Annotated in this window: 24 protein-coding genes; 13 read left to right on the top strand and 11 right to left on the bottom strand. The window is 68.1% G+C overall.

All coding sequences use genetic code 11. The features are described 5' to 3' along the window. The first annotated feature begins 35 nt into the window (after nt 1-35). Nucleotides 36-1,424 carry an ATP-binding protein gene (locus K3M35_RS05900; protein ID WP_220666136.1) on the top strand — a complete coding sequence of 463 codons (1,389 nt, stop codon included), beginning with the start codon at nt 36-38 and terminating at the stop codon, nt 1,422-1,424. Then, on the top strand, nt 1,421-3,358 hold the full coding sequence (locus K3M35_RS05895) for a VWA domain-containing protein (protein ID WP_220666135.1): 1,938 nt from the start codon (nt 1,421-1,423) through the stop codon (nt 3,356-3,358). The genes K3M35_RS05900 and K3M35_RS05895 overlap by 4 nt, the downstream gene beginning before the upstream one ends. Nucleotides 3,359-3,385: 27 nt before the next feature. On the opposite strand, the gene K3M35_RS05890 is transcribed toward K3M35_RS05895, so the two are convergent. The 7 genes from K3M35_RS05890 to rpmB all read right to left on the bottom strand — a co-directional run bounded on the left by K3M35_RS05890 (nt 3,386) and on the right by rpmB (nt 7,099). Continuing rightward, nucleotides 3,386-4,558 carry an MFS transporter gene (locus K3M35_RS05890; protein ID WP_006553773.1) on the bottom strand — a complete coding sequence of 391 codons (1,173 nt, stop codon included), beginning with the start codon at nt 4,556-4,558 and terminating at the stop codon, nt 3,386-3,388. A 3-nt stretch (nt 4,559-4,561) separates the two neighbouring features. Beyond that, nucleotides 4,562-4,984: a hypothetical protein gene (locus tag K3M35_RS05885; RefSeq protein WP_019288797.1), complete on the bottom strand. Its 423-nt coding sequence runs from the start codon at nt 4,982-4,984 to the stop codon at nt 4,562-4,564. A 32-nt stretch (nt 4,985-5,016) separates the two neighbouring features. Then, complete coding sequence (locus K3M35_RS05880; protein WP_024103179.1) at nt 5,017-5,943, bottom strand: AEC family transporter; 927 nt, start codon at nt 5,941-5,943, stop codon at nt 5,017-5,019. Between the two features lie 173 nt (nt 5,944-6,116). Then, nucleotides 6,117-6,374, bottom strand: a complete 258-nt coding sequence (rpsR, locus tag K3M35_RS05875) for a 30S ribosomal protein S18 (RefSeq protein WP_006553776.1) — start codon at nt 6,372-6,374, stop codon at nt 6,117-6,119. A 10-nt stretch (nt 6,375-6,384) separates the two neighbouring features. Next, entirely contained in the window at nt 6,385-6,690 is a 306-nt protein-coding gene (rpsN, locus tag K3M35_RS05870) for a 30S ribosomal protein S14 (RefSeq protein WP_006553777.1), read from the bottom strand. A gap of 5 nt (nt 6,691-6,695) precedes the next feature. Continuing rightward, on the bottom strand, nt 6,696-6,863 hold the full coding sequence (gene rpmG / locus K3M35_RS05865) for a 50S ribosomal protein L33 (RefSeq protein WP_006553778.1): 168 nt from the start codon (nt 6,861-6,863) through the stop codon (nt 6,696-6,698). Further along, complete coding sequence (rpmB, locus tag K3M35_RS05860; protein WP_006553779.1) at nt 6,863-7,099, bottom strand: 50S ribosomal protein L28; 237 nt, start codon at nt 7,097-7,099, stop codon at nt 6,863-6,865. Before rpmB ends, rpmG begins: the two co-directional genes overlap by 1 nt. Nucleotides 7,100-7,200: 101 nt before the next feature. On the opposite strand from rpmB, the gene mrf reads away from it, so the two are divergent. The 10 genes from mrf (at nt 7,201) to K3M35_RS05810 (ending at nt 15,290) form a co-directional block, all read left to right on the top strand. Next, nucleotides 7,201-8,418, top strand: coding sequence for a ribosome hibernation factor-recruiting GTPase MRF (gene mrf / locus K3M35_RS05855; protein WP_033098236.1), 1,218 nt, complete (start codon nt 7,201-7,203; stop codon nt 8,416-8,418). Then, entirely contained in the window at nt 8,415-8,666 is a 252-nt protein-coding gene (locus tag K3M35_RS05850; protein ID WP_006553781.1) for a type B 50S ribosomal protein L31, read from the top strand. The genes mrf and K3M35_RS05850 overlap by 4 nt, the downstream gene beginning before the upstream one ends. Before the next feature lie 32 nt (nt 8,667-8,698). Then, entirely contained in the window at nt 8,699-8,872 is a 174-nt protein-coding gene (rpmF, locus tag K3M35_RS05845; RefSeq protein WP_006553782.1) for a 50S ribosomal protein L32, read from the top strand. A 63-nt stretch (nt 8,873-8,935) separates the two neighbouring features. Then, entirely contained in the window at nt 8,936-9,631 is a 696-nt protein-coding gene (locus K3M35_RS05840) for a response regulator transcription factor (RefSeq protein ID WP_170318560.1), read from the top strand. An 8-nt stretch (nt 9,632-9,639) separates the two neighbouring features. Then, nucleotides 9,640-11,043 (top strand): HAMP domain-containing sensor histidine kinase, encoded by a 1,404-nt coding sequence (locus tag K3M35_RS05835; RefSeq protein ID WP_050993447.1) that lies wholly within the window; start codon nt 9,640-9,642, stop codon nt 11,041-11,043. Nucleotides 11,044-11,210: 167 nt separating this feature from the next. Then, nucleotides 11,211-12,425 (top strand): S1C family serine protease, encoded by a 1,215-nt coding sequence (locus tag K3M35_RS05830; RefSeq protein ID WP_174556320.1) that lies wholly within the window; start codon nt 11,211-11,213, stop codon nt 12,423-12,425. 74 nt (nt 12,426-12,499) lie between these two features. Beyond that, nucleotides 12,500-12,997, top strand: coding sequence for a molybdenum cofactor biosynthesis protein B (locus K3M35_RS05825; protein WP_006553786.1), 498 nt, complete (start codon nt 12,500-12,502; stop codon nt 12,995-12,997). A gap of 7 nt (nt 12,998-13,004) precedes the next feature. Further along, nucleotides 13,005-13,214, top strand: a complete 210-nt coding sequence (locus K3M35_RS05820; RefSeq protein ID WP_006553787.1) for a hypothetical protein — start codon at nt 13,005-13,007, stop codon at nt 13,212-13,214. A gap of 574 nt (nt 13,215-13,788) precedes the next feature. Further along, nucleotides 13,789-14,604: an MspA family porin gene (locus K3M35_RS05815; RefSeq protein ID WP_175427912.1), complete on the top strand. Its 816-nt coding sequence runs from the start codon at nt 13,789-13,791 to the stop codon at nt 14,602-14,604. Nucleotides 14,605-14,657: 53 nt separating this feature from the next. Continuing rightward, nucleotides 14,658-15,290, top strand: coding sequence for an MspA family porin (locus K3M35_RS05810; RefSeq protein ID WP_024103188.1), 633 nt, complete (start codon nt 14,658-14,660; stop codon nt 15,288-15,290). 89 nt (nt 15,291-15,379) lie between these two features. On the opposite strand, the gene mscL is transcribed toward K3M35_RS05810, so the two are convergent. The 4 genes from mscL to K3M35_RS05790 form a co-directional block, all read right to left on the bottom strand. After that, nucleotides 15,380-15,811 carry a large-conductance mechanosensitive channel protein MscL gene (mscL, locus tag K3M35_RS05805; protein ID WP_006553790.1) on the bottom strand — a complete coding sequence of 144 codons (432 nt, stop codon included), beginning with the start codon at nt 15,809-15,811 and terminating at the stop codon, nt 15,380-15,382. 125 nt (nt 15,812-15,936) lie between these two features. After that, the gene (locus K3M35_RS05800; RefSeq protein ID WP_220666134.1) at nt 15,937-16,662 is read right to left on the bottom strand and encodes an SAF domain-containing protein; all 726 of its coding nucleotides are present in this window, start codon (nt 16,660-16,662) and stop codon (nt 15,937-15,939) included. A gap of 103 nt (nt 16,663-16,765) precedes the next feature. Beyond that, nucleotides 16,766-17,053: an FmdB family zinc ribbon protein gene (locus K3M35_RS05795; protein ID WP_006553792.1), complete on the bottom strand. Its 288-nt coding sequence runs from the start codon at nt 17,051-17,053 to the stop codon at nt 16,766-16,768. 84 nt (nt 17,054-17,137) lie between these two features. Then, on the bottom strand, nt 17,138-17,740 hold the full coding sequence (locus tag K3M35_RS05790; RefSeq protein WP_024103191.1) for a 5-formyltetrahydrofolate cyclo-ligase: 603 nt from the start codon (nt 17,738-17,740) through the stop codon (nt 17,138-17,140). Between the two features lie 61 nt (nt 17,741-17,801). On the opposite strand from K3M35_RS05790, the gene K3M35_RS05785 reads away from it, so the two are divergent. Further along, nucleotides 17,802-18,713 (top strand): UTP--glucose-1-phosphate uridylyltransferase, encoded by a 912-nt coding sequence (locus tag K3M35_RS05785; RefSeq protein WP_006553794.1) that lies wholly within the window; start codon nt 17,802-17,804, stop codon nt 18,711-18,713. The last annotated feature ends 26 nt before the right edge of the window (nt 18,714-18,739 follow it).

The following is an 18,739-nucleotide window of genomic DNA, read 5'->3' as shown; positions in this document are numbered from 1 at the left end:
TGCCGAAACGGCGGTTCGGTCGTACCTTGGGTGAGGTGACGTCACCCACACCGCGCCCCTCCACGGTCGGCGAGCTCCGCGCCTCCGGCCACGTGCAACGGTCCGTCAAGGACGAGATCCGGCACAACCTGCTCGCTGCGCTGCGCGACGGTACCGATCCGTGGCCCGGCATCCTCGGTTTCGAGGACACCGTCGTCCCGCAGCTCGAACGCGCCCTCATCGCCGGTCACGACGTGGTCCTGCTCGGCGAACGCGGTCAGGGCAAGACCCGCCTGCTACGTACCCTGCCGCTGCTGCTCGACGAATGGACCCCGGTCATCGCCGGTTCGGAGCTCGGCGAGCATCCCTACGAGCCCATCACCCCGGCGTCGATCCGCCGGGCCGCCGAACTCGGCGACGACCTGCCCGTCGCGTGGCGGCACCGCAGCGAGCGGTACGCCGAGAAGCTCGCGACGCCCGACACTTCGGTCGCCGACCTCGTCGGCGACGTCGACCCCGTGAAGGTCGCCGAGGGCCGCAGCCTCGGTGATCCGGAGACGATCCACTTCGGTCTCGTGCCCCGCGCGCACCGCGGCATCGTCGCCGTCAACGAACTGCCCGACCTGGCCGAACGCATCCAGGTGTCGCTGCTCAACGTCATGGAGGAACGCGACATCCAGGTGCGCGGTTACACGTTGCGCCTGCCCCTCGACGTGTTGCTCGTGGCGAGTGCGAACCCCGAGGACTACACGAATCGCGGCCGCATCATCACTCCGCTCAAGGACCGCTTCGGAGCGGAGATCCGCACGCACTACCCGACGCGACTCGAGGACGAGATCGCCGTCATCGAGCAGGAGGCGCATCTGCAGGCCCGCGTCCCCGACTATCTGCTCGAGATCCTGGCACGGTTCACCCGGCTGCTGCGCGAATCGACGTCCGTCGACCAGCGTTCGGGTGTCTCTGCACGGTTCGCCGTCGCCGGCGCCGAGACCGTCTCGGCCGCGGCCCTGCATCGCGGTGCGGTCCTCGGCGAGGACGATCCGGTCGCGCGTCCCGTCGATCTCGGAACCGTCGTGGAGGTGCTCCGAGGCAAGGTCGAGTTCGAATCCGGCGAGGACGGAAGGGAATTCGAGATCCTCGATCATCTCCTCCGGCGCGCGACGGCCGAAACGGCCCGCTCGCGACTCGCGGGCGTCGATCTCGGGCCGCTCGTCTCCGCCGTCGAGCAGGGCGAGCCGGTGGTCACCGGTGAGCGGATCACCGCGAAGGTGCTGCTCGACGAACTCCCCGAACTGCCTGTGCTCGATGCCGTCGCCGAACGGCTCGGTGCCACCGACACCGGAAGTCGGGCTGCGGCAGTGGAACTCGCCCTCGAAGGTCTGTATCTGGCACGGCGCATCGCCAAGGACACCGGCGACGACGGCTCGGCGGTGTACTCCCGATGAGCAGGTCCGCCCGCTATGGTCCGTATACCGGGGGCGATCCGCTCGCCCCACCGGTGGACCTGCGCGACGCGCTCGCCGCGATCGGCGACGACGTCATGGCCGGCGCCTCACCCAAGCGCGCCCTGCGGGAGTTGCTGCGCCGCGGTCACGACGGTATGCGTGGCCTCGACAAGCTTGCCGCGCAGGCGAATCGGCGTCGACGGCAGCTGCTCGACCGCACCAACCTCGACGGCACCCTCCAGGAGGTGCGCGAGCTTCTCGATCGCGCCGTGCTCGAGGAACGCAAAGAACTGGCCAGGGCCCTCGACGACGACGCGCGGTTCGCCGAGATGTGGATCGAGGAACTGCCGCCGTCGACGGCGCAGGCCGTGCAGGAACTCGCCGACTACGACTGGCGCAGCGCGCAGGCCCGACAGGATTACGAGAAGATCCGCGACCTGCTCGGCCGGGAGATGCTCGACCAGCGCTTCTCCGGGATGAAGCAGGCGCTCGAGGGGGCCACCGACGAGGACCGGCAACGCATCTCGGAGATGCTCGAGGACCTCAACGACCTGCTCGACAAGCACTCCCGCGGTGAGGACACCGAGGAGGACTTCGAGCAGTTCATGGCCCAGCACGGCGAGTTCTTCCCGGAGAACCCGCAGAACGTCGAGGAACTGCTCGACTCCCTCGCGCAGCGGGCCGCGGCGGCGCAGCGGCTGCGCAACTCCCTCACCCCCGAGCAGCGCGACGAACTCGACGCTCTCGCACAGCAGGCGTTCGGATCCCCGGATCTGATGAGCCAGCTCGACCGTCTCGACGGCCACCTGCGGGCCGCGCGTCCCGGCGAGGACTGGACCGGCTCCGAGCAGGTGCGCGGCGAACAGGGCATGGGTCTCGGCGAGGCCACCTCGGCGCTGCAGGAGTTGTCCGAACTCGACCAGCTCGCCGAGCAGTTGTCGCAGCAGTACGCCGGGGCGTCCCTCGACGACATCGACCTCGACGCGCTCGCCCGTCATCTCGGACCCGAGGCCGCGGCCGATGCACGCACCCTCGCCGAACTCGAGAAAGAACTGCAGCGGCAGGGCTTCTTCGACCGCGGTGCCGACGGGCAGTGGCGACTGTCGCCCAAGGCCATGCGCCGGCTCGGCGAAGCGGCGCTGCGCGACGTCGTCAACCGCATCTCGTCGCGCACCGGGCAACGCGAGTCGCGGCGGGCGGGTGTGCTCGGCGAACCGACCGGCGCGTCGAAGGCATGGGAGTTCGGCGACACCGAACCGTGGGACGTCGTACGGACCCTCACCAACGCGACCCTGCGCAGTCCCGGTCTGCCGGTGCGGATGTCGGTGCAGGACGTCGAGGTGATCGAGACCGAGCAGCGGACGCAGGCGGCGGTCGCGCTGCTCGTCGACACGTCGTTCTCGATGGTCATGGACGGTCGCTGGGTGCCGATGAAACGCACGGCCCTCGCGCTCAACCATCTCGTGTCCACGCGCTTCCGCGGGGATGCGCTGCAGCTCATCGCGTTCGGCCGGCACGCCCGTGTGGTGTCGGCGCCCGAACTCGCCGGGCTCGACGGCGTCTACGAGCAGGGCACCAATCTGCACCACGCCCTGATGCTCGCGGGTCGTCACCTGCGTCGACATCCCAACGCGCAGCCGGTGGTCTTCGTCGTCACCGATGGTGAACCCACCGCTCACCTCGAACCGGACGGCTTCGCGGCCTTCGACTACCCGCCGAGCGCACGCACTCTGGGGCTGACGGTGCGCGAACTCGACCACATCGCGCGGCTCGGCGCCCAGGTCACGATCTTCCGGCTCGGCAGCGATCCGGGGCTCGCGCGGGTCGTCGACGTGCTGGCGCGTCGCGTCGGGGGACGAGTGGTCGCGCCCGATGTCGACGGTCTCGGGGCGGCGGTCGTCGCCGACTACGTGCGGGCCCGTCGGCGGTCGTAGGAACTCGGCGCGAGGCGCCCCGGGAACTCAGTGGCGCACCGACCGCCACGTGGTCGTCGCGGCGGCGGACAGCAGGGCGGCGGTCACCCAGAAGATCGACGCGACACCGGCGACCCCGGCGATCGCGCCTGCCACCATGGGCACCGCGACCTGCCCGAGACGGTTGCCGGTCAATCGCACCGCCAGCGCCGACGCGCGGTCGGCCGGTGCGACGAGTTCGACCACCCACGTCATCGTCAGGGGTTGGCCGACGCCCCAGAACATTCCGCACACGGCGAGCAACGCGCCGATGACCCAGGGATTCGGCACGAGCGGCAGCAGCGCGACCGGCACGATGGTCCCGGCGGTCGCGGAGACGAGCAGCCACCTGCGCGGAATCCGGCGCAACGCCCACGGCAGCAGAGCACGCGAGACGATCGACGCCATGGTGCGGGCGGTGAGCAGGATCGACACCAGGAGCACACCGAACCCGAACTGCTCACCGAGCAACGGCAGGTAGGCCACGACCAGGTCGACCGAGGCGAGGACCACCAGGCTCGACAGCATTGCGGGCTTCATGCCCTTCGTCGCGAGCATCGACAGGATCGACTGCGGCGCGCCGTCCTCCGCGGTGCGACCGGAGCCGGGCGGCTCGCGGAGCCCCAGCACCAGCGGCAGGGAGAGCAGCGAAAACACCGTCATGACCAGCAACGCTCCAGTGGTCTCGACGGAGCCGTTGCCGTCGCCGGTGGTCGCGGCGATCACGCCGGCGACGGGCACACCGACGGCCTGACCGACCGACACACCCAGCGTGAGACCGGCGAACCCGCGATCCAGTTGCCCCGGCGGCGACAGGATCGACACGAATGCCTGCCCCGACACCGTGACGAGCAACTGTCCGAGACCGAGCACGACGTTGCCGGCGGCGAGCACGAACAATCCCGAACTGAGAGCGATCAACCCGGCACCGACCGTGGTGACGACGATGCCCGAACGCAGAATGGCGGTCGTGTGCCCGCGGTCCACGACACGTCCCATCCGCACCGCCGCGATCAGCGGAACGATGGCGTAGAGCGCGGTGACGGCACCGATGGTCGTCGCGTCACCGCCCAGCGCGAGAATCCGGTAGGAGACCAGGACACGGATCGACTGGAATGCCGCGTGCAGCAGGGCCGTGGACAAGCACAGATACAGCAGCCAGTGACGCGGAGGATGCGGCATATGTCAGGCGCCGGCGGTCACGACCCGGTCGCCGAGTGGCGACTGCAAGGAGACCTCGAGGGCGCCGACGACGGCGACCATGATGCACATGCGGTCCTGCATCTCCGGCAGCGTGCCGCCGAGGAGCGTCACCGTCACCGTGTCGTCCGTTTCGGTGACGGTCGCGTCGACGCCGAAGCACTCGGGGGTGCCCGTCTCGAAGTGCAGGGCGATCCGGTCGTCGCTCACCCGCGACCACGACAGGATCGTCAGCGGATGCGCATCGACGATGTCGGGTCGCGCCGAGAACGCCGTCGCCCCTGCCGGAACCGGTTCCTCGGGCAGCGCGGGGACGTCCGGTGTACCCGAACTCGATCCGCAGGCCGCGATGAGCAGGCACATCGCGAGGACGGTGATTCCCCGGCAAGCACGGACGACGGAACGCATGGTTCCCACGGTATTCCCGTGTCGCGTGTTCATCACGCCAGCAGGGCGGCGGTCACGCCGATCGCAGGGATGGAGGCGAGGGTGGTGACGAGGGCGGCGTCGCGGGCGAGCACCGTGCCGCGACCGTAAGCGCTCGCGTAGACGAACACGTTCTGCGCGGTGGGAAGCGCGGCGACCACCACGACGGCGAACAGCGCATGGCCGTCGAGGCCGAACACGAAACGCCCCATCAGATACGCGAGCACCGGCTGGGCGAGGATCTTGAGCACCGAGGCGAGCGCGATGTCGCGGCGCGGGCTCGTCCCCTTCTCAAGCACCCGGACGCCCTGCAGCGACAATCCGAACGCGAGCAGCGCACCGGGCACCGACGCGCCGCCGAGCAGATGGAACGGCTGCAGCAACGCCTCGGGAGGCGTCCACTCGCTGATCGCGATGGCGAGTCCGGCCGCGGCGGCCAGGACGATGGGGTTCTTGAACGGCGCGAGCAGGGTGTCGAGGAGCGAGACCCCGGCGCGCATCGTCGACAGGTCGAGCATCGTCAGCGCGATGGGGGAGAGCACGACGATCTGGAACAACAACAGGGGCGCGACGAACGACGCGTCGCCGAGCACGAAGACCGCAATGGGGATGCCGAGGTTCGCGGAGTTGACGTAGCCGGCGCACAGCGCGCCGATGGTCGCCTCGGGAACCGCACGTCGCAGCCAGAGCTTCGCGACGACGAAGTGCACGATCGCGACGGCGAACGCCGTGGCCGCTGCGATGTAGAGATTGGGCGAGAAGATCACCGACAGGTCGGACGTCGCGAGCACGTCGAACAGCAGCGCGGGGGTGGCGACGAAGAAGACGAGCCGGCTGAGCACCGTCTGCGCCTCGTGCCCGAGGGTGCCCAGGCGCCCCAGCGTGAAGCCGATGGCGATGATCACGAAGATGACACTGAACCCCGCGATCACACCCGACACGGTTGCCTAGTCTAAGGACCCCGGAGTGTCGTCCCGCCATCGGACCGCAGCGAGCGTCGAGACCGGTGTTGTTTGTGATTCTCGGCCGATCTTCGAAAACAACACCGGTCTCGGGTGCACATACGACGACGCCGCCCCTCCCGATGGGGAGAGGCGGCGTCGGAAGCTACGACCTACTTGCTGCTGACGTAGGGGAGCAAGGCCATCTCACGGGCGTTCTTCACCGCGACGGCCACCTGACGCTGCTGCTGCGGGGTCAGGCCCGTGACGCGACGGCTGCGGATCTTGCCGCGGTCGGAGATGAAGGTGCGGAGCAGATTGACGTCCTTGTAGTCGACGTACTCGATCTTCGCCGCGAAGAGGGGGTTCTTCTTGGGCTTGCGTCCCTCTACGGCACGCGACTTCTTCGACGGTCCTCGCTTGACTGCCATATCTCGCTCCTCACCAGCTCGACTTGTGGACGCCGGGTAGTTCCCCGCGGTGGGCGAGTTCACGCACACGCACTCGTGAGAGCCCGAACTTTCGCAGGTGGCCGCGCGGGCGGCCGTCCGCAGCGTCTCGATTGCGCAATCGTACCGGACTGGCGTCGCGGGGTAGACGCTGCAGTGCCCGCTGGGCTTCGCTGCGCTCTTCGGGCGAGGACGACGGTCGGCGCACGACCTCCTTCAGTTCCGCGCGGCGCTCGGCGTACCGGGCCACGATCGCCTTCCGTTGCTCGTTGCGTGCGATCTTCGATTTCTTCGCCACGACTACTACTTCTCCTCGCGGAAGTCGACGTGTCTGCGCAGCACGGGGTCGTACTTGCGCAGGACGAGACGGTCGGGATCGTTCCGGCGGTTCTTCCGGGTGACGTAGGTGTAGCCGGTCCCGGCGGTCGAGCGAAGCTTGACGACGGGCCGGATCTCGCTGCGTGCTGCCATCAGAACTTCTCCCCGCGGGCACGCAGACGTGCGACAACGCTCTCGATGCCGTCGCGGTCGACGATCTTGATGCCCTTGGTGGACAGGTTCAGCGCGACCCGGCGTCCGAGCGAGGGTACGAAATAGGTTCTGCGCTGGATGTTCGGGTTCCACCGCCGGCTGGTGCGGACATGGGAGTGCGATACGGATCTCCCGAAACCGGGTCGCCGTCCGGTGAGTTGGCACGTGGCCGACACGTCGGCTCCTTTCGTAGGTAACGACAATCATTTTCGACAAAGTGCGCCGCCAACTGTACGCTTCGACATCGTTAATGACAATCGTTATCGAAAGGAATGCTGTGGACATCAGGACGCCGCTCGTCATCGTCTGCGGATGGCGCGGACGGACTGCGCAGGCCGCGCGGTCACTACTGCGTCCGGGCACCGCGGTCGTCCACCATGACCTGTCCGGTCTCGACCAGGGCGTACTCCGCCGCTCCGTGCTCACCGTCGAGGATGAACGCACCGAGATCCTCGAACTCGCGCACGGGTGCGTCTCCTGCACACTGCGCGAGGATCTGCTGCCGCTTCTGCGCCGCATGCGCGACTACAGCAGCGTCGACCGGATCGTGCTGCACCTCGACCCGCAACTCGAACCCGAGGCATTGTGCTGGGCAGTCGAACATGTCGTGGTGAGCGGGATCGTCGGTCGTGTCGACGGACCCGCGTCCCTCGATGTCCGGGTGGACGGCGTCGTGACCTGCCTCGACGCCGCAACCTGGCTCGAGGACGCGACGGGCGACGACGAACTGAACGAGCGTGTCGACGACGACCGCACCCTGGCGCAGGTCGTCGTCGGCCAGGTCGAGTTCGCCGATGCGCTGGTGGTGCTCCCCGGAGCGGACGGCTGGCAGCAGGCGCGCCTGCACGCGGTACTCACCCGACTCGCCCCGGACGCGCCGATCGCGTGGGCGGGGGAACCGGACGTCGAGCGGCTCCTCCGGGAGATACCCGCCACCGCCCGTCGGGGGGCGATCGACGGGGCGCACTCGCCTCTCCTACGAGGTCAACCGCCTCTCGACGACGACTGCGGAATCCGCCTCGTCGAGTTCTCCGCCGACCGGCCGTTCCATCCGGAACGTCTCCACCACGCGATCGACGTGCTGCTCGACGGCGTCGTGCGCGCCCGCGGGCGACTGTGGGTCGCCACCCAACCCGACAATGCGCTGCTCGTCGAATCAGCCGGTGGAGGACTGCGGGTCGCTCACGCGGGGCCATGGCTCGCGTCGATGACTCCCGATCAGCAGCGCGAGATCCCGGCGGAACGCCGCGCGATGGCGTCGCTGCGCTGGGACGAACGCTACGGCGACCGGGACACGAGCATCGTCGTCCTCGTCCACGACGCCGACTCGGAACTCATCGACCGCACGCTGCGCGCGGCGGTCGTGACAGACGACGAGTTCGCCCGCCCCGATCTGTGGCCGACCTGGCGCGACCCCTTCGGCCGATTCCACGAAGACCCTTGTGACGACCTCCCGGCAGACCGCCGCGACAACGAGAGAGAAGGACACCGATGAAATCAGGCCTGCATCCCGACTACCACCCCGTGGTCTTCCAGGACGCCAACACCGGCGCCACCTTCCTGACCCGCTCCACCGCGACATCCGAACGCACGACCGTCTGGTCGGACGGCCTTACCTACCCGCTGATCGTCGTCGACGTCACAAGCGACTCGCATCCGTTCTGGACGGGCGCCGCCCGCCTGCTCGACACCGCCGGTCGCGTCGAGAAGTTCGAACGCAAGTACGGCCGGCGCCGACCCTGATCCCGCACGTCCCGACATCGAAGGAGAACGACATGGCAGTCCCCAAACGCAGGAAGTCCCGCTCCAACACCCGTCACCGCCGGTCGCAGTGGACGGCGAAGGTCCCCGATCTCGTGCCGATCACGGTCGACGGAACGACCGTGAAGGTGCCCCGCAGGCTCGTCGAGGCCGTGCACAGGGGTGAGGTCGACCCGCGGACCGACTGAGTCGTAGAGCCCGCCGGCCACCGCGGGTTCTCAGCGCGCTCTCAGTAGGCGCAGGCCACAATGGTGATCATGCGCATTCTGGTGGTCGACGACGACCGTGCAGTGCGGGAGTCGCTGCGCCGGTCACTGAGCTTCAACGGATACACGGTCGACCTCGCGACGGACGGGCAGGACGCCCTCGAACAGGTCGCGACGTCGCGTCCGGATGCGATGGTGCTCGACGTCATGATGCCGCGCGTCGACGGCCTCGAAGTGTGCCGCCGGCTCCGCAGCACCGGCGACGACCTGCCGATCCTCGTCCTCACGGCGCGCGACTCCGTCTCGGAGCGGGTCGCGGGTCTCGACGCGGGGGCCGACGACTACCTGCCGAAACCGTTCGCGCTCGAGGAACTGCTCGCGCGACTGCGGGCGCTGCTGCGTCGTGCCGCGCCCGACCCGGACTCGTCCGCCGACGAGGTGCTGCGGTTCGCCGACCTCAGCCTCGACCCTGCGACCCGCGAGGTCACTCGCGGCGACCGGCCGATCAGCCTCACCCGCACCGAGTTCTCCCTGATGGAGATGCTCATGGCAAACCCGAGGAGGGTCCTCACGCGCAGCCGCATCCTCGAGGAGGTGTGGGGTTACGACTTCCCGACCTCCGGCAACGCCCTCGAGGTCTACGTGGGGTATCTGCGACGCAAGACCGAGGCCGGTGGGGAACCGCGCCTGATCCACACGGTGCGCGGCGTCGGGTACGTGCTGCGCGAGACCCCGCCGTGAGCGACCTGATGCGACCACCTCTTCTCCTGACCCGCTCGGTGCCGCTGCGCATCCGCGTCACGCTTCTCGCGGCCGGCGCAGTGGCGCTCGCCGTCGCCGTCACCTCCATCGCGGCCTACGCCGTGGTCTCGCGGGCGTTGTACTCGGAGGTCGACACCCAGTTGCGGGCGCGGGCCGCCGCGCTCGTCGAGTCGAGCACCCTCATCACCTACGACCCGCGCTACATCGGTGGGGCCCAGCTCTACAGCTCCGACATCAGCGTTGCCCTGATCTACCCGGATCTCGGCAGGTACGTGCCGCCGGGCTCGTCGGTGCCCATCGGCGAACCCGAACTGGCGGTGGCCGAGGGCGACCGGGAGTCGTCGCTGCGCACCGTCGCCCAGCAGCGCGTACTGGCCCAGCGCATGCCCGACGGCAGCACGGTCGTGATCGCGCAGCGACTGCGTCCCACCGTCGAGATCCTCAACCGCCTGGCGAGTGTGCTGTTCATCGTCGGCGGGTGCGGGGTGGTGCTCGCCGCCGCCGTCGGCGCGACCGTCGGCCGCACCGGTCTGCGTCCCGTCGCCCGGCTCACCGCCGCCGCCGAGCGGGTCGCGCGCACCGACGACCTGCGGCCCATCCGGGTGACCGGCCACGACGAGCTCGCCCGCCTCACCGAGAGCTTCAACATGATGCTGCGTGCGCTCGCCGAGTCGCGAGAACGACAGAGCCGGCTGGTCGCCGACGCCGGCCACGAACTGAAGACACCCCTGACCTCGCTGCGCACCAACATGGAACTGCTCATCGCCGCGAGCCGTCCCGGTGCACCGAGCCTGCCCGACGAGGACATGGCCGAGCTGCGGGCCGACGTCATCGGCCAGATCGAGGAGTTGTCGACGCTCGTCGGCGATCTCGTCGACCTCGCTCGTGAGGATGCGCCGGAGACGGTCTTCGAGGTCGTCGACGTCGCCGAGGTGGTGGACCGCAGCCTCGAACGTGCGCGTCGACGGCGTACCGACATCGAGTTCCGGGCCACCACCGAGCAGTGGTTCGTCTTCGGCGACCAGGCCGGACTCACCCGCGCCGTGGTCAACGTCCTCGACAACGCGGCCAAGTGGAGCCCGGCGGGGGAAGACGTCGTCGTGAACATGCGGCAGATCGCCAGCGGTCTGATGGAGCTGACCGTCGACGACGCCGGCCCGGGGATCCCGGAGGAGGAACGCGAACTGGTGTTCGAACGGTTCTACCGGGCGACGACCGCGCGGTCGATGCCGGGATCCGGTCTGGGACTGGCCATCGTGCGACAGATGGTCACGAAGCACGGCGGGACGATCGCCGTCGAACGGTCGAATCGGGGCGGCGCGCTGATCCGCATCGTGCTGCCCGGCACACCGGCCCTCGACGGAGAGACACACCCCACCGAGATCGAATGAATTCGACAGCAGAATCGCGGGTACTTCTGATGCGACTCTCAGCTGCCCGGTCCATGCTGGACGAAGAAGCGCGGAGGTGCTCGACGCACCCCGCATCATCGGCCACCGCACGCCGACGTCGACCCGTATGCGTCCGGTGGCCCCGGCGGACGAAGGTGAAGTGACGAATGAGTGAGGACCCCACCCGCGGCGCGGGAGCACCGCAACCGCAACCCCATCCGTACGGCCCCGGCGGATACACCGGCCCCTACCCGCAGACACCCCAGCAGTCGGCACCTCCGCCACCGACCGCAGGATCCGGCCGGATGCCGGGTCGCTCCGCCCTCGCCGTGGGGGCCATCGCGCTCGCGCTGGTGAGCGGCGGCATCGGTGGCGCGGTCGGCGCGTGGTCGGTGCGCGATTCGTCCGGACCGGTCGTCAACTCCCTCGACGCTCCGAAGCCCGATACCCAGTCGGTCGCCGCTGCCCCCGAGGGCAGCGTGCAGGCCGTCGCCGACAAGGTCGTGCCGAGCGTCGTGCGGATCGAGGTCGCAGGACGCACCGGCGCGGGTGAAGGGTCGGGCGTGGTCCTGTCGTCGGACGGATTGATCCTCACCAACAACCACGTCGTGGCGGGTGGAGGTCAGGGGGCGCAACTGACGGTCTTCTTCTCGGACGGGTCCACCGCGCCGGCGACGGTCGTCGGTGCGGATGCGGTGTCGGACATCGCTGTCATCCGGACCGAAGGGCGCACCGATCTCACTCCCATCGAACTCGGTAGTTCGGAGAATCTCGCGGTAGGCCAGGAGGTCGTGGCCGTCGGATCACCGCTCGGACTGCAGAGCACCGTGACGGCGGGCATCGTGTCCGCACTCAACCGGCCCGTGTCCACGAGCGGGGACAACGCCAATCAGGCGTCGGTCATCGACGCGATCCAGACCGACGCGGCGATCAACCCCGGCAACTCCGGCGGTGCGCTGGTCGACATGGAAGGCCGCCTCGTCGGCATCAACACCGCGATCGCAACGGCCGGCGGACAGTCGGGTTCGATCGGCCTCGGTTTCGCGATCCCCGTCGAACAGGCCCGGCGTGTCGCGCAGGAACTCGTCGACACGGGTAAGGCGACGCACGCGATCATCGGTGTCCAGGTTCCGTCCCGGGACGACGCCTACGGTGCGCGCGTCGTGGAGGTCGTGCCCGACGGGCCGGCCGACCGAGCCGGAATCCCCGACAACGCGATCATCGTCCGGATCGACGATCGGGTCGTGACCGACGGCGACTCGCTCATCGCCGCGATCCGCTCCCGCGCGCCGGGGGACACCGTGAAGATCACCTACAAGACGCCCGACGGCAACGAGACCACAGTCGACGTGGTGACTGCGTCGGATTCGGCCGGACGATGAGGAACGACATGGACATAGCTCACATTCCGGTACAAGAGCCGCATGCTTTCGAGCCGCAAACTACCGTGGACCTCATGGAACTCGAAGCTCCCAGAAAAGGCCGCGCACTCGTCGTCGTCGTCGACGATCGCGTCTCCCACGGCGACAGTCCGGACTCCGCGGGTCCGCTCGTCACGGAGCTTCTCGTCGAAGGTGGCTTCGCCGTCGACGGTGTCGTCACGGTCGCTGCCGACGAGGTCGAGATCCGAAATGCACTCAATACCGCAGTGATCGGCGGCGTCGACCTGGTGATCTCCGTCGGTGGCACCGGTGTCACCCCGCGCGATGTGACTCCCGACGCGACCGAGGACGTACTCGATCATGAGATCCGCGGCATCGCCGAGGCGCTGCGTTCGTCGGGCCTGGCGTCGGGCGCCGTCGACGCCGGCCTCTCCCGCGGTCTCGTGGGAGTCTCCGGATCGACGCTCGTGGTGAACCTCGCGTCGTCGCGTCCCGCCATCCGCGACGGGATGGCGACGTTGTTGCCTCTCGCCGCACACGTCATCGAAGAGTTGTCCTGGATGGAGGAGTGACGACGCCGTGTCCGACGACCGTGATCCCTCGCACGACGAGGTGACCGGCGAGCAGCAGCAGAGCCGTGCCCGGATCGACCGGGCACGGCTGGCGCGCATCTTCGGGGATGTACTTCCCGAGACGACACGCGACGAACGCGGCGAGAACGACTCCGGCGGTGGCGACTCGGATGAATGGCTGCGCAGGCAGGTGCCTCCGCATCATTCCGGTGGGTGATCTGTATCACTGATGTCGAGTTGCGCTCAACCGGATTCCAACCCGTTGTCGACCGCAACGAAACGTCGCCGCAACGGTCCGTTCATCTCCATCTGGTCCGCGCGATCTTTTGGATCTGTGTTTCCAGTCACAGAAGGCATTTCGTCCTGCACTCCGGGTGCACTAAATATGTGGCTTCTACCTGCGCCGATGTGGCGGTGGGCGGGTCATGTACGTGTAATCCCGGGTTACATATTCCACCCCGAAAAGTGTCCGATTTGCCCGCTTCGGTGAATCGCTGGGCGTGTGGCCTGCACCGCGCCTATACCGGAGCGTTACGAAAGCTAGGCGTTGCTCCAGGAATGGTCACGGTCTAATCTCCCTCTCAGGTTCAAACCGGTCGAGCCCAGGCTTCACGGCCTGGGCTCGGTCACGAATCGGTAAAGCAAAACCGTGCGGACGATGGACGTACCGACACACCGACGGGTGATCCGCCGGTGTGTTCGCTGTGGACAGCGGCCCGCGGGCGACAGGGCGACCACTTGTTGTCGGACGCGGTGCGCAACCCGGCACGCAGAGAACGGATGAGGCATTCATGAAGATTCAGACGCGACGTGGCTTCCGGGCCACCCGCAACGCCACGGTGGCAGCAGCTGCTGTGGCCGGTCTGGTTCTCGGATCGGCCGGCGCCGCAGGTGCCGAGGTCAACGACCAGAACCGGATCGTCTCCAACGGCCACGAGGTCATCGTCACGCAGGAGGACACCTTCATCAACGGTGTGCCCCCGATCGGCGGCAGCCCGCTGAGCCGTGAGTGGTTCCACAACGGCCGCGGCATCGCCAACATCGTCGGCCCCGAGGCCGCAGACTTCGAAGACTCGACCTTCCAGTTCGGCTACCAGGTCGCGTGGACCGCTTCGGTGGACGGCGCGCTCGGCTTCAACTGGACCAGTCCGCAGATTGAGCTGGGTGCAGTGCGAGGTGTCAAGAACGTGCCTCTCTACGACCAGGTGTGGAATACCAACGACGACGGTGACTACATCGACTACGACGGCAACGTTGTCGAAGAAGAGGACCGCGTCCCCGCGACGACGGACGGCACCGAAGAGGGTGACCCGCTGTTCATCCCGAATGGGAAGACCAGCCCTGAGCCGTACGCCGAGGACGCCCTCGAAACGTCCGGGCTGCTGCCGCAGGCTACGGTCGCGATCGAGCTGACCCCGGCTCCTGGTATCGAAGAGGTTGTAGTCGCTGAAGGTGAGTTCGACGGTGACTTCAAGGAAGTTCAGATCGCCAACGTCCACGGTGCCGCTACAGGCGTCATCGGCCCGGTCTCCCTCCGTCCGTTCGTCCGTGTGATCACCGAGAACGGCGACAACGTCACCACCTACGGCCAGGTCTGGACCCTCTAGTCCTGCTCCGCGCCATCCCGCAAGAAATCCCCACCACCACAAACGGAGTAATCATGGGAATCAAGTCGCGTGGCTTCAAGGCCGCTCGTAACGCCACCGTCGCCGGTGCCGCCGTCCTCGGTCTGGTGCTCGGTGCCTCGGGCGCCGCTTCGGCCGAGGTCAACGACCAGAACCGCATCGTCTCCGACGGCCTCGAGGTCGTCGTGACCCAGGAAGACACCTTCATCCAGGGTGTTCCGGCCCTCGGTGGCAGCCCGTTCAACCGCGAGTTCTTCCACAACGGCCGCGGCACCGCCAACCTCCTCGGTGAGGGCGCAGCCGACGCCGAGGGCACCACCTTCCAGTTCGGTTACCAGTTCGCCTGGGCAGGCAGCATCGACGGTGCCATCGGCGTCACCTACTCCACCCCGCAGCTGGAGCTCGACATCAGCGACTCTGTCGGCGCAACCGTTACCGACATCCTCCCGCAGGCCTACGCCGAGCTCGAGCTGACCCCGGCTCCGGGCATCGAGGAGCTCGTCGTCGCCGAGGGCGAGTTCGACGGTGATTTCAAGACCGTTCAGTTCTCCAACGTCCACGGCACGGCCTCCGGCGTCCTCGGCGCCGTCCAGGTCCGTCCGTTCGTCCGCGCCATCACGGCCAACGGCGACAACGTCACCACCTACGGCGCTCCCTGGACCGTCTAAGTAGACGTCCGGCTCAGGCCGAACACAGCACGACAAGACCGGGCTCGCTCGAATCTCGAGCGGGCCCGGTCTTTTTCGTCGTCGACCACCTACTCGATGCCCGGGTTGGGTTTGGCGTGAGCGCCCTGAGTAGCCTGGCCGGCCTGTGCCTCGAGGATGTCGCGGATCTGGATGAGCAGGTCCTCGGCGCTGGCCTGCTTGTCCTCCGGTTCGGTGACGAACTTCTTCTTCGCCGCGTTGGCGGGGACGATGAGCACGAAATACACGACCGCGGCGATGATGATGAAGTTGATGATCGCGGAGATCACCGCGCCGATGTTCACGAAGGTCTCCGGGTTGCCGCTCACGATCTCGAAGCCCCAGCCCATCTCGTTGTCGCCGCCCACCGCGCTGATGAGCGGCTCGATGATGTTCGCGGTGAACGCTGTGACGATAGCGGTGAATGCCGCACCGACCACGACCGCGACGGCGAGATCGAGGACGTTGCCCCTGAGTATGAAGTCCTTGAAGCCCTTCAGCATGGTGTGCTCCTTCTCGCGGCCTGTCCGCCGGAGCCGCTCACATGAGGTAGGTCACACGGACGTTCACACGATAAACCGCGAGGTCGGTTACGGGTGGCGATTGCGCTGGGGAAACGAGCGGATGCTCAGTGCAGTGTGACGGTCAGAGCGCTGACGAGTGACGCCGCTGCGACCGCCGTGGCAGGTTCGGGCTCCAGCGCGACCAGCACGACCCGCTCGTTCCGATCCCGCGCCGGCCTGTCGGATTCGGCCAGCACCACCACCGCACCCCGGGCGAGGACGTGGGCGCCGGGCAGGGGTCCCTCTTCGGTCTCCGTCACCGTCAGGACATCGACGCGGTCGCCCTCACGGAGCAGTTCGCTCACCCCGGCATCGGCGAGGCGGATGGGCACTACGCGGGCCTCGGTGGAGCCGGTGGCGACTGCGGCGAGACGAGGACCGAGAAGGCGGGTGTCCACGAGGGGTTCACCGGCCGGCACAGGGCCGGCGAGAGTGTGGCCCACGGCGTCGTCGACGTCGTGCAGGGTCCCGGCGACCACAGTGGACCGATCGCGCTCCACGTGCGCGACATCGTCGGCCGTGAGGGTGTGCCCGGGCGCGAGATCGTGAGCCGCGACGACGACACCCACACGATCGGTGTCGGGGTCGCCGCGCAGCGCGAGGATCACCGCGAGGACGGCGAGGAGTCCGGCCGCGATCCGGCGGGCCCGGACGATGCGCAACCAGCCGGGGCGGAGGAGTTCGACGAACCGGTCGGGGAAGGTGGGCTGCAGCGAGGCACCCGCAGAGGAGCGCGAGTGGTGCGGATGCGCGCGCTCACGCTGGAGGAACGAGAAAGGGCCGACGGGCATGCCCCGAACCTAGAAGGTGGGGATGCTCTGTCGGCCCCGATGAACCCTCGGAGACGGCGGTCTGTGGATGACTCGACCGCCTGTGGACAAAGGAGTCCGGAGGTCAGCTCGCGGCGGCCGCCGGAGCCGAGGACGTGCTGCTCGACGACGAGCTGCTGTCGCTCGACGAGGAGCTGGTCGAGCTCGTCGACGCGGATTCGCTCGCGGTGCTGCCGCTGCGGGAGTCGGTGCGGTAGAAGCCGCTGCCCTTGAACACGATGCCGACCGAGTTGAAGAGCTTGCGCAGCTTGCCCTCGCACTGCGGGCATTCGGTCAGGGAGTCGTCACTGAAGGACTGCACGATGTCGAACTTGTTGTCGCAGGCCGTGCAGGCATATGAGTAGGTGGGCACCGGTTGATCCTCCGCCAGTTCGTCGAACCGCAGTATTCGTCGTACTGCAGTTTTGGCACTCTACCGCCGACAGTGCCAACAGCGCTAGGGAGTGTGTTGTTCCGCACGGTCGCCGCTACCGAGCCGGACCAGCCCTTTCCCGGGTGTCAGCGCCCATCCCATACGGATGTCGTGGGGGTCCTCGGGGAGTTCGTCGACGAGCTCTTCATCGCGGACCACCGCGATGATCACGGCCTCGGGTGAGGCGAGGTGCAAGGTGCGGTCGTAGAAGCCGGCGCCGCGGCCGAGCCGCACGCCCCGCGCGTCCACCGCCAGGGCCGGGACGAGCACCGTGTGAGCCTTCGCCACCGCCTCGGGCGGGAAGATCTCACCACCCGGCTCGCGCAGCCCGAAATCGGCCGCCATCAGCGTCTTCTCGCCCATGTAGCGGGCCCACGACAACGGTTCGCCGGTGCGGGTCACCGGGACGAGCACCGTCGTTCCGGCCTCGGTCAGAGCGTCGAGGAGCGCGATCGATCCGGGCTCCGAACCCACGGGCACATATGCGCACACCATCGACCCCGCCGGGGCCAGCGTCGAGGCCACCGTGGCGAGCGCGGTGTCCTCGATTCTGCGCCTCGCAGCACTCAGCTCGCGCCGAGCTGTAAGAATGCGGTCACGCCAGACCGCTTTCGGGGGTGGGGGCATGTCTGCGCCTTACGATCGCCGAACCACCGTCCTCGGTGGCCGAAGTTTAGGGTGGGAGTCTATGACGAACAGTACGACCGGAGGCACGCGGCATTTCAAGACCGCGGTTGTCCCCGCAGCAGGTATGGGGACGCGGTTCCTTCCCGCGACCAAGACGGTTCCGAAGGAACTCCTGCCGGTGGTCGACACGCCCGGCATCGAGCTCGTGGCGGGTGAAGCCGCGGAGTCGGGCGCCGAACGCCTTCTCATCGTGACGGCGCCGGGCAAGGACGGCGTGGTCGCGCACTTCGTCGAGGATCTCGTCCTCGAGTCCAAGCTCGAGGAGAAGGGCAAGTACGAGCTCCTCGCCAAGGTCCGCAAGGCCCAGGGGCTGCTCGAGGTCGAGTCCGTGGTCCAGGAGAAGCCGCTCGGCCTCGGTCACGCCGTGGCGTGTGCCGAAGAGGCGCTCGATCCCGACGAGGACGCGATCGCCGTGCTGCTGCCCGACGACCTCGTGCTGCCGGTCGGCGTGCTCGAGACGATGCAGCGCGTCCGCGCCAAGCGTGGCGGTTCTGTGCTGTGCGCGATCGACGTGCCCAAGGAACAGGTCAGCGCGTACGGCGTCTTCGACGTCGAGGTCGTGCCGGACGCCGCCAACCCCGACGTGCTCAAGGTACTCGGCATGGTCGAGAAGCCGGCCGTAGAGGACGCACCGTCGACCTTCGCCGCCGCCGGCCGATACCTGCTCGACCGGGCGATCTTCGACGCACTGCGTCGCATCGAGCCCGGAGCCGGGGGAGAACTGCAGCTCACCGACGCAATCGCCCTGCTCATCTCCGAGGGCCACCCCGTTCACGTGGTGGTGCACCGCGGCACCCGACACGACCTCGGAAATCCCGGGGGCTATCTGCGCGCTGCGGTTGACTCGGCGTTGAACACGGAAGAGTACGGGCCCTCGCTGCGCGAGTGGCTCATCGAGCGCTTGAAGCGCTGACTGCAGGACGGGCTGGAGGACGAGAA

The organism is Rhodococcus sp. DMU2021 (assembly GCF_019641445.1).
In the GTDB taxonomy this organism is placed as follows: Bacteria; Actinomycetota; Actinomycetes; order Mycobacteriales; family Mycobacteriaceae; genus Rhodococcus; species Rhodococcus pyridinivorans.
This window is presented reverse-complemented; position numbering and strand designations above follow the sequence as displayed.